Raw genomic sequence first — 14,011 nt, 5'->3', positions numbered from 1 at the left:
ACTGCCGCCCGTGTGGGCTTTTCTTGCTTATTGCATGGGCAGAACCCGCCAAACGTAAAGCCAACAACAACATTTTACCCTTAAACCACCATTATTATTCGCCACTTAGCCCACCACATAAAGCCCCGAACATGGTTTGCCTTGCTCTTCGCCACAGCCCTTTTGCCGGCCAAAGGGCAAACAGCCGACACGCTGAAAGCCGCAAACTTACGTAACGTGGACATCGTTGCGCCGCGTTTACGGGGCAAGTTGCGTGCCAATGCCTTAGGGCAAATAACGCTGAACCTCGACTTTCTGAACGACATGCCTAAGCTATTTGGCAATGCCGACCCGCTGCGCTATGCCCAATCGCTGCCCAATGTGCAGACTAATGGCGAGCTAGACGCCGGCTTACACATCGAGGGATGCGACAATGCACACAACGAAATGAGCCTTAATGGTGTGCCAGTGCATAACGCCGCCCATCTGTTGGGCATCTTTTCCGTTTTCAACGCCAGCCATTATGCACAGATGCGCTTTTCGCCCACAGCGGTTTCGGCAGGTCATGCCAACAGATTGGGCGGCTTTGTAGACCTTTGTTCGCCCGATACCATTGCCCATAAGCTTGGCGGGGAGGGCAGTATCGGGCTTATTTCCTCGCAAGCCACCCTGCGCGTGCCCATCAATGGCCAGATGGAACTAACGCTTTCGGGTCGTTCGGCCTACATAAACCTGCTTTATCATCGTTTGCTGAACATGAACGAAATGGCCTTAAAATATGGCTTTTACGATGCAAACGTAACGTGGACTTACCGTCCCGACGATAACAACATGCTGCGAATAGACTATTACAGCGGACAAGACGATGGCGAACTAAACGAAAAAATATCTGTGTATAAAGGCAAAATGAAGTGGGCCAACCATTTGGGCGCACTGCATTGGACAAGGCGCATGGGCCGAACAACGTTGCAACAAACGGCCTACCTCTCTGCTTATGGCAATGATTTCTATACAGGATTTGAGAACACACACTTGCGTTTGCCCTCTTCTATCACCGATTGGGGCTACAAGGCGCACCTCTCTTTTGCGCCATTAAGCCTACATGCCGCCGTGGTTTACCATCGTTTGCAACTTCAATCGCCCGAAGTGAGCGGCGATAGGCAGTACATCAACCCTGCACCACAACGCCAACGCACACTGGAAACGTCGTTGGGAGCCGACATGGCCCTACCATTGGCCGAACAACTGAAACTAACAGGCGGCCTACGAGCCACAATTTATCGCTCGCCCGATGCCACTTTCTACGGCCTAGACCCCCTTTTGCATCTTGTTTGGCAGTCGCCCGTGGGTGCATTCCTCGTCAGTGGGGCCATCAAGCGTCAGTACCTCTTTCGTACGGGGTTCTCTTCGCTCAATCTTCCCAGTGAGTTTTGGCTCTCATCGTCGGCCGTTCATCGTCCGCAACGCGCCATCAACCTCTCGGCCAACTATCGCACCGCCTTGTTTAAAGGTGCATTTCAGCTTACGGCAGGCGTTTATCACAAGTGGCTTTACCATCAACAAGAATATGTTAGCACGCCGTTCGAGGTTATTTTCAACCCATCTGACAACGTAAGTAAACACCTTGTTGAGGGCCAAGGGCGCAATTATGGCGCGCATGTGATGCTTGAAAAACGTTCGGGCTACCTAACGGGATGGGTTAGTTACGCGTGGGGTAGGGCGCAACGGCATTATCCCGGCACAGCTTTGCTTGGTGAATATCCCGCCAGTCATGAGCGTGTGCACGAACTTAACGCCGTGGCCGCATACCAATTAAGCCCTCGTTGGCGTTTAGCTGCAACGTTGGTGTGGGCCAGTGGTACGCCATTCACCGCCCCAGAGAACTTCTACATACTCGATGGCAACCTTGTTTCGCAGTTCGGACCGCACAATGGGGCCAGGCTTAGCACCTATGTTCGGCTCGACCTCTCGGCCAACTACCTGCTATATAGTCGCAATGGCCGCGAACATGGCCTTAACCTCTCGGTATATAACGCCAACATGCGGCGCAACGACTTGTTCTGGCGCATACGTATAGACGGCGATGGCTATTCGTATAGGCCGCTATCGTTCATGCCCCAGCAAATGCCTTTTCTCCCATCCATCAGTTATTTCTTTAAGTTTTAGGCCATGTACAGGTTATTATTCCCATTATTGTTGGCGTTTTTTTGCCTTAGTTGCGAAGAAACGGAGGTGAAACAAGCCCCCGCGCAGCTGGTGGTTGAGGGCTGGATAGATAGTGGCGGCTTTCCCATTGTGAAGTTAACCACCACCGTTCCCATATCAAAGCGGTTGCAATCAACCGATTCGCTCGACCGCTTTTTGTTGCGTTGGGCCAAAGTAACGGTGAGCGACGGCACGCGCGAAGTGGTGCTTACGGGCATGCCCCATAGGGATTATTTCCCGCCTTACATCTATACCACCTCCGACATGCGGGGCGAAGTGGGCAAGACTTATACGTTGCGTGTGGATTTTCAGAACTTTCATGCCCATGCCGTAACCACCATTCCCAAGCCGGTTGCCCTTACAAGCATCAAGGCGGAAGAGCTTTCGCGGTTTCCAGGTTGGTATAAACTGCGTGTAGGGTTTACGGATAACCCTGCCACAACCAACTATTATAAGGTTTTTGTGCGGCAGTATAGTTATAGCCAAGACTTTCATTCCACTTATCTCGGCACCTACAACGACCGCCTTTTACCTTCGAAGGCCTCTATTTTGGTTAACAATTCGCGGCAAAACGTAACCAGTCCCAACGCCACTTTCTTTAAGCGATATGAGTTTGTAACGATTAAATTCTGCCATATCGACTCTGTTTCGTACGAGTTTTGGAAGAGTATGGACGACTATCAAGGCGAAGGGCGCAATCCACTTTTTAACTCGATGCAGAACATCCGCACGAATATTCACGGCGGTTTGGGCTATTGGTGTGGCTATGGTGCATCTTACCACACGATTGTTGTTGAGGGCTGATAGGCTTTTCGGGCGTTGGTTGGCGTTTGGTTTGTTTTTATTTTTAATTCCGTTGGTGTTAAAATAGGGGGAATATTTATGTATATTGAATTTTAATTCCTATATTTGCAACACGCTGGGTAGAATTACTTTATTCTAAGTACTCATCGTCCAGTAGGTAATCAACATTCTAACACTAAACCACAATTTATGAAAAAACAATTATTTTTTGCAGCCTTAGCTGCATGTTTCTATTCTTGTTCGGATAGCCCGATGGCATACGAACCTATTAAAAATGACCATTCAAGGAGTGAGTTGCAATTAAGTTTGAAACAGGCAACAGCCTATGCTAATCTTTTTTACGAGGGATTATCACGCAATGATAGCTCTTATGTTCCTACCAGGGCTGTTTCTGATAGTAAAATAGGAAAGATTGACTATTTGGTTGAAGGAAACGATACATTGCTTTATGCTGTTAACTACTCAGGGGGTAATGGTTATGTTATACTTTCTGGGAGCAATACTTCTTTTCCCATTGTAGCTCATTCTGGTACAGGAACATTAAGTTTCAATGATGTTAATCCCGACAATCCTTTATATTCACTAATCAATAGTTATAAGTTGCGTGTTAAAGGTGAATTGCATGATCAATCTTTAACTAAACAAAAATATTTTGATGAATGGAAAGATTTAGGAAAGGATGGATATTCTTATGAAGTTGTATTAACGAATACCGAACCAAAAGAAACACGAGGTAGGAGAAGGTATTCATCAGGAAAGAAATCAATATATCCTTATACTGGTAAGGATTTGGATGTATGGCATCAAGGTGGAGGATATAATTATTATGCTGATAATAAGTATTATATAGGTTGTCCTGCAATTGCAATAGGTATGTTGATGTACGATACGTCACAACGCCCTAATGGGAGTATGACTACTACAAAACCACAATTTCTTTATTCAGATAAGTATGATATAACTAATATAGATGGTGCGGACTTGGCACGTCGACTGAGACAAATTGCCGATAGTATCCCTGGGTATTCGTTTGGACCAAAAGCTAGTGGTGCATTACCAGATAATATCACAACAGGTCTTCACAAATTGGGTTATAACCAGGCACAAATTGTGCCTTATGATTTTGAACTTCTTTATACTAACTTGAATTTTACGAGAAAAGGATATTTTGGTGATGATTTAAATTGCAATCGAGGTTTACTTATTTTTGGCTATTCACCATATAACACTGGGCATATTTGGTTCTGTGATGGTTATTACGAGCAATCTTACACTGTTAGAAAAAAATTTTTAGGAATGACAATCAAGACCTGGACAGAATATGATGATCGTGTTTATATGAATTGGGGCTTTGGTAAAAATGCTGGAAATGGTTGGTATTGTGCCACTGAAGATTTTTGGGGTTCATTGGATGGTGCCCATATGCCATATTATTTGAATGTTTATATGTTCATTAATTTGTCTCATTATGAATATCGCTAAACTACGCATCTCGATGGCATTCTTGTTCGGTTGCCTAATCTTTTCATCGTGCACTACCTGCAATGAATATGACTATCAGCCTACGATAGCTGCTCTTCGGCAGAACACGATTTTACTTTCGCTGCTAGACGCCAAGGGGCAAGCTTACGATTATGAGTTGTTGATGCAGAAAAAAAACTTCTCTGTCTATGGCTTGCAAAGCAAGCAAGGTTTCTCCGTGCGCATCAACGCAGACAATAGCTTGGGAGAGAAACGTTTGGAGTTTATTGCTGAACTGCCCGACGAAAAAGACATGACCTATAACGCCAACCGCTCGCATGGCGAAGGCTATGCTACAACGCAATTGAACATCGAGGGCAAAACCATCGACCTCCGCATTGATTTTGTTTATGGCGCGGCAGAAGATAAAGATATGTTGGCCGACAGTAGCATCGCGATTGAACGAATATTTTACAATGGGGTGGAGATTAAACCCAGGAAAACTTCATACCCACAGTTCTTGCTCACCTTGCAGAAAGACGATAAGGGCGATTTCCATATTGTAGAATGAAATTAAAGAAAGAGGTGAAGACGCTTGCGAAAGCCGTTTTCACCTCTTTCTTAATTTATTAATGGGGTTATTTTGCTCTTTATTCTTCGCGTATCGTCCTTAAATGTACCTAACGCATGTAAATTAACCCGCGGTGATGTAGCTTTGTGTGCAGCCTTTAAAGTCTCTTTATGCCATTTCTTAGCTTTTACCTATGTGCGACCTTGTAGATATATGCCAGTTAGAGATGGCAATGGATGCCATTTGTATCATCCAATTGAAATATGCAGTGCAAGTAAAGCGTTAAGGATTGACGTGTTGGTAGTTTGCTATGGGTAAACAATAGAGCAAACGGGATATTAACCGTCGATCAGGTTGACATGTTAGTATCTTAATAGCACGTTTACGGCTCTTTTTCTTTGTGTATATGCCCTTTTATCTTGTGGGTAAAACCACAAAATTAATGCGTTTACGGCCCTTAAACGCATTGTCGTGCAATTTCCAGTGGTCTATTCTTATTCTTTCTGTACCCTGGTTTTTAATTTGCTTTTGGTGGTCTGTTCGAAGGTGTTTGAACCGCTAGAAGTGTAAGAATTTAATATTTTCAGCACGTTTTTTGGCATTTTGGCTGCCATTCTTGCCAGCCAATCGCCCACTTTGGTCGCAAATATTCAATTCTCAGGCGAGTTGACATTTGTGCAAAATGCGGTTTAATGTATTGCCCTTTGTGAGTTGTAAGGTGGTGAGTAGTGGGTTTTAGGGTTTTGATGCAGATTGTTCAAAGAATCTTTACATAAATTTTATATTGCTTGCCAATTGCAAAAAATAGTCGTTCGACCAGATGTTGAGTTCCATAGGATTGCGAACAAAGGGTAAGACATCGGCTTTCACTTGATTGATGTCGGCTGTTGAAAGTCGTTGTTTCAGCTTTTCAAGAAACAATTCCTTGCTTATGTCTTCTTGATTAAACTGCAAGGTTCGCTCGTGCAGATGATTGAAATCGAGTGGTGTATTGTGGCGTATGTACCATTCAAAGTCGTACCAATCGCGCCCTTTTACTCTATTTTTCCATGTTCGGTAAAGCAAAGCGTGTATCTTTCCTGCAAAAAGGTTGGGCAAGGTATAGCAACGAACCATGAACGACTTTGGCAATAGCAGAAGTTTTTGCTCTGTGTTGAATTTCAAAGGGGGCTGAGTATCAACTTCAATCTTGATTTTTACAGACTTTTCTGTCTGAAAGGTAACATCGTAAACATCGGTGTTATCTTTCAAAAAGGCCGATTCAACCTTGCAAAAGGCTTTCTTGTCTTTCTTCGTTATTTCTACTTTTCGGCCAACTAAGGCAAACTCGTCGATGATTGGTTGGAAGTATCGGCTGAAATCGAATGCTTTGTTTGGCGCAAGAAGTGAAAAATCCATGTCTTCTGAAAAGCGTTGAAGTCCGTGAAATATCCGAAGACATGTACCGCCATAGAAAGCTGCTTCGTCGAAGAAACCACCATTGTAAAGGCCAGCAAGTATTATCTGCTGATTTACTTCGAAAGTGGCATTGCGCTTTTGCTGTTCGGTTGTCTGTTCGTAAGCCGATAGCATGAGGTTGTATATTTCGTTCATCGGTTTAAGTAATTAATGAGCGTTTGTATAGACTTGCCCTTCTTGCCAACCTTGGCGTATTGCTCAAAGATGGTGAGGTTCATCTTACGCAGTTCGTCGATGTTCATTCGTATGTCTTGTTCTAGATACGTCTCAACATCCTTTAAATATCGCAGATTTACCAACGGTGAATTGGCAATGAGGTCGCATAACGCCTTTTCTGGCGTTGCTATGAGGAACGAATAGCTTTGCTTATTGACGCTGGTTACGCCTATATGAAAGGCGTCGCGGTTGATGGATGTGTAGTCGAATAGGCCAATGGGCGTGTTGAAACTGCGCGAATGCTTTATCGTCATCGACTGAACGGAATAGACCGTTTCTGGTATCAGTCCATAATATCTTAGGGCCGAGGACATGGATATATACGAAGGGGCATAGATGTGATTGGCAATTAGCTCTGTGGATAGTGCTACGCGCGATACGGTTGGGTTGACAACGTAAAGTCCCTTCTTTAATCGGATGAGCTTTCCTGCTAGTTCAAGGTTGCGCACCTTTTGGTTGCCTGCCTTCATTTCGGGGTATAACGAGGAGAGGGCAGACGTGCTTATGGGGATGTTGCCAATGTGTTCTAAGCCATTAATCATGCTGCAAAGATAGCTAAAAACTGAATAGAAAACTAATTTTTCTTTGTTTTGCTGTTCAATTTATGGCTCTTTTTAGCGGCATTTAACCATAGTTCGGGGTTTGATTGAGCTTTTTTCGCGTGATTGGCGTTTGGTTTGGCACGTAAAAAATGGTGGTGAAACAGACATTACCGTCTCTTTCACCACCATAATAGTGTCTTAATAGCACGTTTTGCCCTTTTGCTTTGCGCGTAAGGGCGTTACGTAATGCTATCCGCCGAATATCATACCTACTGCTGCATAGATGCGTGTGCGGTCTTTAAATGCGTCGTTGTGCGACTTGTAGTGCCGTAAACCAATACCGCAAGTAGGCCTGAAGTGGCCTTTGCCGATGTGCATCATCACCCCTAGGTCGTAATAATGGTACTTCAGGCATCGCTTTTGCCAAGCTTTGTGCCTGCACCAACGCGTGCATCGATGCTGCAAAGGTCGTTTTTAACGAAGGTATATCCAGTGTTCAGCCCCAGCGTGTAGTTGGTTGAGTAGTCTTTCTTTCCATCTACTTTGAATAGTGCCACAGCAGCCTCACCTTGCAGGTTGGCAAAGAAGCGACTAGTGATGTTCCAACCAATGGCCGAAGTAAGTTCATAGGGTCTGAATTCCTTTGCAAACCTACTCGTTTGCACCCTTAACCCTGTTCTTATCAGCTTTCATTTTTCGTCTCCTCCTTCTGATTGTTGGACCATTGTGTGAAAGCATGGGAACGAAAGCAGAAATAATGTTGTGAGTAACTTAGTTTTTAGGTTCTGCATGATGTACTATTTCTTGGAAGTTTGTGATTGTTTAATTTAAAGTTGTTTGTGAAAAGCTTTTCTGTTAGGCAAAGGTAAAATATTGTTCTACTCAATCAAACGGTTTAGTACTTTTTAACTGAAATTATAACCAAAATAAGTTCAATTTAGAAGAATGGCTTGATGTTTTATTAATGGAGAGCACCCATTCACAGCGAGAAATCGTCCATCTTTCGGCAACTATCGTGTGGGGTTGGCCTGTTTATGGGGTAGTGCTTGCGTGCGTTTAGCGGCCTATCCAGCCCAGCTTGCGGTGGGCAACAGCTAGGCCAAAGACCTTGGTTTATGGCACTCGGTAGCGTTTGTGTCAACAACTGCTTGCCGTAAGCAATTTGTTAGCTTGCTAAGCCAATTAACTTGTCGGCTGTTTCTCTCGTTAACTTTCCCAGGTGTTCTGTGCCGTTATCCATGCGCGTGCACACGTATCGATTATTTTTTTTGTCTATTTTTCAGTGTAAAATTTAACATGAAGAGTGCCCCTTTTGTCCGCCAACTGCCTACCTTGCCGCAAAAAATCGATTCTCGCGGGGGTTTGTTTCGTTGCAAAAAGGGGGTAGTTCTCGGTTGCGGAAGAATGAATATTTATTACAATAAACGGCCTTTTGCACCAACTTTCGGGCCATTTTTAGCCAAATGTGGTGCAATATGCCGCTAAATGGAGTGCGTTTTGGTGCTAAATAGACTGTGTTTTGGTGCAAAACGCAGTGCGTTTTGATGCTAAATGCAAGCTAAAATGGTGCTAAATGCAGTGTAAAATGGTGCTAAACGCAAGGTGAAAAGCATAAAAATACGCTGCAATTGTATAAACAAAACCTTTCAGAGCCATGAAAAATAGGGCTAGAAAGGGCAAAATGGGCATCAAAAAGTGGGGTTTTAGGGGCAAAAAGCAGGTAATTGGACTTTAAAAATTACGAGCTGGCTACCAAAATAGAAAGGTAAAATGGTGCAAAATGCAGGTTGTAGGCTTAAAAATTGACAAATTCCAAAAGATGAAAGGGTAGAAAAAGTGGCTTTTTACCTACTTTTTGACCTGTATTTTCTCTAGAACGGAGAGAAAATTTGAGTGATATTGTAAAATAAAAGATAACGATTTAAGTTTTTGAGTTAGTAAGTTGATGAGTTGATGTGTTCGGGAGTTGTTGGCTTTTCGTGAATTTATAAGCCAGTAAGTTGATTTGTTTAGTACTTCGTACATGAGCGGAGACCTTTATCTTAGCTTTGCATCACATAGATATGATTGGCAATTAGCTCTGTGGATAGTGCTACGCGCGATACGGTTGGGTTGACAATGTAAAGTCCCTTCTTTAATCGGATGAGCTTTCCACCTAGTTCAAGGTTGCGCACCTTTTGGTTGCCTGCCTCCATTTCGGGGTATAACGAGGAGAGGGCAGACGTGCTTATGGGGATGTTGCCAATGTGTTCTAAACCATTAATCATGCTGCAAAGATAGCTAAAAACTGAATAGAAAACTAATTTTTCTTTGTTTTGCTGTTCAATTTATGGCTCTTTTTTAGTGGCAATTAACCGCTTTAAACGTTCGTTATGGTGTTTTGTCGGGTGATTTTGATGATATTTAAAAGTTAAAAAATATAGTTTTTCCTGTTCGTGTTGTTATTTTTTTTATATTTGCAATGTACACTTTAACGCTTAATTCATAGTGTATCATTTGGCGCACAAACTAGTAATTATCTTCATTCTAACATTAAATTATCCATTATGAAACACCCATGACAATTTGATTATCGTCAAAGCGAATGTAAATATTTAGTTTTAGTTACCTTTGCAGCAAAGTGTTAACTTCACAAAATGAACTATGGCATATTTGGAATTCGCTCGGTTTGAATCGCACGCAGTTGCGGTATGGACATCCACAAGAAGGTTGTGGTTGCGACAATAAGGACACTTGTTCACAAAGAACGTTGGATGTTTGAAACTTTCACTAACTCTTTGGTACAGATTACAACAAGTTTTCTTTTGTCTTAGCTCTGATAATAACTAAATAACTGTAAAATCTCTACTTTTAAGGAAGGTTCTAAAAGATGGTCTTCTCTGTATTTGGTGAGCAGATTTCACTTACTTATTGAAGGAGTAGGATTGATTATACTATTTGCAAATAAGTGAAAGATGCCGAACAAAAGCAAGAAGACAGTGAAAGGCTATGCATGAAATAAGCATTGTACCTTATCGAGGAATTTTTAGAACAAGCCTTAAGTTTGTAGACCACAAAATGTTTGCTTATGAAAAAAAGTGTTTTAATGGCATTGACCATACCATTCCTGCTACTTGCATTTGTGGGTTGCAGCAAGGATGATGCGGAAAAAAGCGACTTAAAGGTTCGTTTCAAAGTATTGAATGCGAAAGGGGAAGAAACGAGTGTGTTCAAACATGGTGAGGACATTCTCTTTGAACTGACGGTAATGAATGAAGGCGAAAAACCTGTGGAGGCATGGAAAATAATAGACTTGCGCGATGTGTTCCATGTATACACATCAGACGGAAAAGACATGGGAAAGCCCTGGGATGAAATTTTCGATCCCTTTTATGTGATGAGGTATATACCTGCACATGGGGATTTTAATTGGCTTTGCAGCTGGTTAGAGAAGAAAAACTTTTTTGTACAAAAACGTCCGAGAACTGCCTTACCTGTTGGTGATTATGTGGCACGGTTCAACGTAACGTTAGAGAATAAACACATGGTTGAATGTAAAGTGGATTTTAAAGTGGAATAAATTATGAAGAAGACAATCTTTACCTTTATGACCTGTCTCTTTATGTATGTGCTGTTTATACACTAGTTGAAACAAAGGTTACCTTCTCTGTATTTTTTAGAATCTGCCAGAACAGCTGTTCTGGCAGGTTGTTAAAGGTGACATGCCTGTTAATAACAAACCAATCGGGCAAGTTAATGAGAAGAACATGTGTCAATTTAAAAAATATAGAGAAGGTAATTTTTGGAACCAGCCATGATGATAGTTGTCTATCTGTCTAGAACTGGAAATAGATAAAGGGCTGTATGGCGCTGCTTTTTACCTGTATAACGATATAAATAACGATAACTAGGAATAGTGCGCACACCACCACATTGCAGCGGCGCAGGCCGGCTATGATGCCCTCTTGCCAGCGATTGGGTATGTAATGGGTGACGAAACCGAAGAGCATCAGGGCCAATACGTACTTGTAGCCGTGCAAAATGGGGACGAAGAGGTCGGCGCGGAAGTCGGTAAAGATGCGGTTAAGCATCATCTTGCTGGTTTCGAAAGACAAGTTGCGGAAGAACAACCATGTGAAACACACGAAATGGAAGGTGACAAAGATGGCCAAAGGACGGCGAATGCCACGGCTAACATAGCCGCGCGGATGCTTTAACAGCCCTTGCGAGAACAACTTGTGTACGGCTAAGGCCACGCCATGCATGCCACCCCAGATGATAAAGTTGAGGCTTGCACCATGCCAAAGGCCGCCAAGCAGCATGGTAAGGATGAGATTGAAGTACTGCCTTATCTTTCCTTTGCGGTTTCCGCCCAACGAAATGTAGATGTAATCGCGTATCCAAGTGGAGAGCGATATGTGCCAACGCCGCCAAAAGTCGCTGATGTTGGTGGCGGCATAGGGCGCGTTGAAGTTTAAAGGGAAATGGAAACCCAGCAATAAGGCAATGCCGATGGCCATGTCCGAATAGCCCGAGAAGTCGCAATATATCTGCATGGCATAGCCATAGATGCCCAAGAGGTTTTCTAAACCGCTGTAAAGACCAGGATTGTCGAAGATGCGGTCTACGAAGTTGAGGCTGATATAATCGCTTATCACGGCTTTTTTAAACAGTCCGATGAGGATAAAGAACAGCCCACGGGCGAACATGTCGCGCGTAATGGTTAGCGGTTGGCGTATCTGTGGCGCAAAATCGCTGGCACGAACGATGGGACCGGCCACCAATTGGGGGAAGAACGACACGTAAAAAGCATAGTCGAGCAAGGAGGGTAGGGGCTTTAAGTGGCCGCGATACACGTCGATGGTGTAGCTAAGACTTTGAAACGTGAAGAAACTAATGCCTACGGGCAAGAAGATGTCCCACGGTTGGAAGTTGTGTTCTAGCATGCGCGCCACCATCCCAACGAAGAAATTGGTGTACTTGAAGTAGCCCAACAAACCTAGGTCGATAACCAAACTCAACGTAACAAACAGCTTTCCCAAACCTCGACGCTCGCGATAGCGGTGTATGAGGTTGGCTAAGAAGAAGTCGCTGATGGTAACTAGCGCGAGCAAGAAGAAATATAAACCGCTGCTTTTGTAGTAAAAGTAGTACGAAAAGGCGGTTACGAAGAGCAAACGTGCCGTAAGACGGCGTTGCAAGCACATGTAGACGAAGGCGAACCCCAAGAAAAGCATGAGGAAAAGACCCGTCGAGAAGATGAGCGGCTCGTCGGAATTGTAGGTGAGAAGGTCGGTAACACGGTGTATCTCTGCGGCGTGTTGCTTGGTGAATTCGGCAATTTGGTCGGCATAGTACGACACTTTCTCGACGAATTCGGACAGTTGTTTAATCATTTCTTTTCTATTGCTTTGCGTCTAACATAGTTTTTGTACCCCTCTTTAAACGAAGGGAACATCTTTCTGGCCAGTTCTTTACCGCCCTTGTAGTTGAGGTGGGTGTAGTCTTTGTTGGCATAACTGCGTTCTACCAGCGTTTTTACGCTGCTTTCTCCACCCATAGCCTCGAAGAAATTGAGGAAAGCCACCTTCATGTCGGCTGCCATTTGCTGTTGCAGGGCCACCAGTTGCTTTACTTCTTTCATCGTTTGTATGCCGTTGGGCGAGCGTTGGTCGCGGTCGGGTACGCTTACTACCAATATCGATGCTTGTGGAAAGGTTTGCCGCATCAGCTCAATCACCTTCTTCATCTTCGTTGTATAGCCCTTCATCACGCTCAATGGGTTGCCAGGAACGGCCACGTTCAGGCCGAAATGCAGCACGATGAGGTCGTAAGGACGCAGTCTGCTGAAGTCTTGTAGGCGATGTGTGGGTATCTTGGCCAGCGTAAGGCCGGGCGAACCGCGCATGGAGAAGTTGTCGAGGGTTACGCCTTTGTCGCCGTCTAGTGTTAGTCCGTATAGGAAAGTGCCACTTCCCACGCCCTTAAAGGCAAAGCCAATGCTGTTGAGCGAGTCTTTAACTTCTAGCTTTTGCACGGCAGTGGAGCCGGTAAACTTATGTTCGCTGATGTGCCCTTTGCCGTCGTTGCTCTTGATGGTTACGCTAGTGGGGGTGTGAAAGTAAAGCGTTGATATGGTCCAATTTTGGGTATGGGCGTAGTTTTTGGTGCCGCTCACCTTTATCCACGAGCCTTCGCGTGGCGCGAAATAGCGTTCGTTGATGCCTTGTTTTGAGATGTCGAAGGGCTTTTTGGCCACGGCATACTCGGTAATGCCACTATATTGCTGCCTGATGGATATGCGGTTTTGCTGCATTCGCGACCCCGTGTCTACCCATCCCACGCCACATCCGCCCCATGTGCGTTGGAACAGCTCGCGTAAGTCGGCCGTCAGGATGTCGCCTTCGATGTACGAGTCGCCGAAATAGGCTATGCGCACGGGCCTGTCGAGCTGCTTAACCTTGGTTAGCTGACTGTAAAAGTGGTCCATTCCGCCAGCCGCTCCGCTTGAATAGTCGAAGATAGGTTCCACACCCTTTGTCCACACTTCCTTAAAATGCAGGGCGGCACCCTTCTTGGTCTGTACCATGATGGGGTGGGGAGGCGTTGTTGGCAGCACGTCTACTTGCTTGCCATCGTTTTCGGGCACCACTTGACTCAGTATGTTTACTTCGCGCAGCTGCGTACCGCCTATCGAAAGCGTGGGCAGTTGGTGCATAAGCAAGAGCGCGGCCACGGTTATGGCTACGAGGATGAAGGTTCTTGCGGGTGGGTTCATTTGCTGTTACTGTTGTTA

The 14,011-nt window shown here is 44.4% G+C and carries 12 protein-coding genes; 5 read left to right on the top strand and 7 right to left on the bottom strand.

The features are described from left to right. Nucleotides 1-141 precede the first annotated feature (141 nt). From HMPREF0670_RS07475 to HMPREF0670_RS07460, 4 genes are all read left to right on the top strand, one after another. Nucleotides 142-2,145, top strand: coding sequence for a TonB-dependent receptor plug domain-containing protein (locus HMPREF0670_RS07475; protein WP_009230546.1), 2,004 nt, complete (start codon nt 142-144; stop codon nt 2,143-2,145). A gap of 3 nt (nt 2,146-2,148) precedes the next feature. Continuing rightward, nucleotides 2,149-2,988: a DUF4249 domain-containing protein gene (locus tag HMPREF0670_RS07470; protein WP_009230545.1), complete on the top strand. Its 840-nt coding sequence runs from the start codon at nt 2,149-2,151 to the stop codon at nt 2,986-2,988. 189 nt (nt 2,989-3,177) lie between these two features. Beyond that, a complete protein-coding gene (locus tag HMPREF0670_RS07465; RefSeq protein ID WP_009230544.1) occupies nt 3,178-4,470 on the top strand; it encodes a C10 family peptidase in 1,293 nt (430 codons plus the stop codon). Then, nucleotides 4,457-5,020 carry a hypothetical protein gene (locus HMPREF0670_RS07460; protein WP_009230543.1) on the top strand — a complete coding sequence of 188 codons (564 nt, stop codon included), beginning with the start codon at nt 4,457-4,459 and terminating at the stop codon, nt 5,018-5,020. The genes HMPREF0670_RS07465 and HMPREF0670_RS07460 overlap by 14 nt, the downstream gene beginning before the upstream one ends. Before the next feature lie 768 nt (nt 5,021-5,788). Here the strand turns inward: HMPREF0670_RS07460 and HMPREF0670_RS07455 are convergent. The 5 genes from HMPREF0670_RS07455 to HMPREF0670_RS07440 form a co-directional block, all read right to left on the bottom strand. Further along, complete coding sequence (locus tag HMPREF0670_RS07455) at nt 5,789-6,613, bottom strand: nucleotidyl transferase AbiEii/AbiGii toxin family protein (protein ID WP_009230542.1); 825 nt, start codon at nt 6,611-6,613, stop codon at nt 5,789-5,791. Next, nucleotides 6,610-7,236, bottom strand: coding sequence for a hypothetical protein (locus HMPREF0670_RS07450; RefSeq protein WP_009230541.1), 627 nt, complete (start codon nt 7,234-7,236; stop codon nt 6,610-6,612). Before HMPREF0670_RS07450 ends, HMPREF0670_RS07455 begins: the two co-directional genes overlap by 4 nt. Before the next feature lie 249 nt (nt 7,237-7,485). Next, a complete protein-coding gene (locus HMPREF0670_RS17430) occupies nt 7,486-7,617 on the bottom strand; it encodes a hypothetical protein (protein WP_255346282.1) in 132 nt (43 codons plus the stop codon). 26 nt (nt 7,618-7,643) lie between these two features. Next, complete coding sequence (locus HMPREF0670_RS15295) at nt 7,644-7,901, bottom strand: hypothetical protein (protein WP_009230539.1); 258 nt, start codon at nt 7,899-7,901, stop codon at nt 7,644-7,646. 1,377 nt (nt 7,902-9,278) lie between these two features. Beyond that, nucleotides 9,279-9,503 (bottom strand): hypothetical protein, encoded by a 225-nt coding sequence (locus HMPREF0670_RS07440; protein WP_009230538.1) that lies wholly within the window; start codon nt 9,501-9,503, stop codon nt 9,279-9,281. An 800-nt stretch (nt 9,504-10,303) separates the two neighbouring features. On the opposite strand from HMPREF0670_RS07440, the gene HMPREF0670_RS07435 reads away from it, so the two are divergent. Then, nucleotides 10,304-10,795, top strand: a complete 492-nt coding sequence (locus HMPREF0670_RS07435) for a hypothetical protein (protein ID WP_044077954.1) — start codon at nt 10,304-10,306, stop codon at nt 10,793-10,795. A gap of 256 nt (nt 10,796-11,051) precedes the next feature. Here HMPREF0670_RS07435 and HMPREF0670_RS07430 read toward each other — a convergent pair whose 3' ends face one another. Beyond that, nucleotides 11,052-12,611, bottom strand: a complete 1,560-nt coding sequence (locus tag HMPREF0670_RS07430) for an MBOAT family O-acyltransferase (RefSeq protein ID WP_009230536.1) — start codon at nt 12,609-12,611, stop codon at nt 11,052-11,054. Beyond that, entirely contained in the window at nt 12,608-13,993 is a 1,386-nt protein-coding gene (locus tag HMPREF0670_RS07425) for a GDSL-type esterase/lipase family protein (RefSeq protein WP_009230535.1), read from the bottom strand. Before HMPREF0670_RS07425 ends, HMPREF0670_RS07430 begins: the two co-directional genes overlap by 4 nt. Nucleotides 13,994-14,011: the final 18 nt, after the last annotated feature.

Origin of the sequence: Prevotella sp. oral taxon 317 str. F0108, from assembly GCF_000162415.1 — a bacterium.
Classification (GTDB): Bacteria; Bacteroidota; Bacteroidia; order Bacteroidales; family Bacteroidaceae; genus Prevotella; species Prevotella conceptionensis.
This window is presented reverse-complemented; position numbering and strand designations above follow the sequence as displayed.

What these genes read in the sequence shown, in the direction of transcription:
- HMPREF0670_RS07435 (WP_044077954.1), top strand. Translation starts at nt 10,304, where the DNA reads ATGAAAAAAAGTGTTTTAATGGCATTGACCATACCATTCCTGCTACTT.
- HMPREF0670_RS07460 (WP_009230543.1), top strand. Translation starts at nt 4,457, where the DNA reads ATGAATATCGCTAAACTACGCATCTCGATGGCATTCTTGTTCGGTTGC.
- HMPREF0670_RS07455 (WP_009230542.1), bottom strand. Translation starts at nt 6,613, where the DNA reads ATGAACGAAATATACAACCTCATGCTATCGGCTTACGAACAGACAACC.
- HMPREF0670_RS07450 (WP_009230541.1), bottom strand. Translation starts at nt 7,236, where the DNA reads ATGATTAATGGCTTAGAACACATTGGCAACATCCCCATAAGCACGTCT.
- HMPREF0670_RS07425 (WP_009230535.1), bottom strand. Translation starts at nt 13,993, where the DNA reads ATGAACCCACCCGCAAGAACCTTCATCCTCGTAGCCATAACCGTGGCC.
- HMPREF0670_RS07470 (WP_009230545.1), top strand. Translation starts at nt 2,149, where the DNA reads ATGTACAGGTTATTATTCCCATTATTGTTGGCGTTTTTTTGCCTTAGT.
- HMPREF0670_RS07465 (WP_009230544.1), top strand. Translation starts at nt 3,178, where the DNA reads ATGAAAAAACAATTATTTTTTGCAGCCTTAGCTGCATGTTTCTATTCT.
- HMPREF0670_RS17430 (WP_255346282.1), bottom strand. Translation starts at nt 7,617, where the DNA reads ATGATGCACATCGGCAAAGGCCACTTCAGGCCTACTTGCGGTATTGGT.
- HMPREF0670_RS07440 (WP_009230538.1), bottom strand. Translation starts at nt 9,503, where the DNA reads ATGATTAATGGTTTAGAACACATTGGCAACATCCCCATAAGCACGTCT.
- HMPREF0670_RS07430 (WP_009230536.1), bottom strand. Translation starts at nt 12,611, where the DNA reads ATGATTAAACAACTGTCCGAATTCGTCGAGAAAGTGTCGTACTATGCC.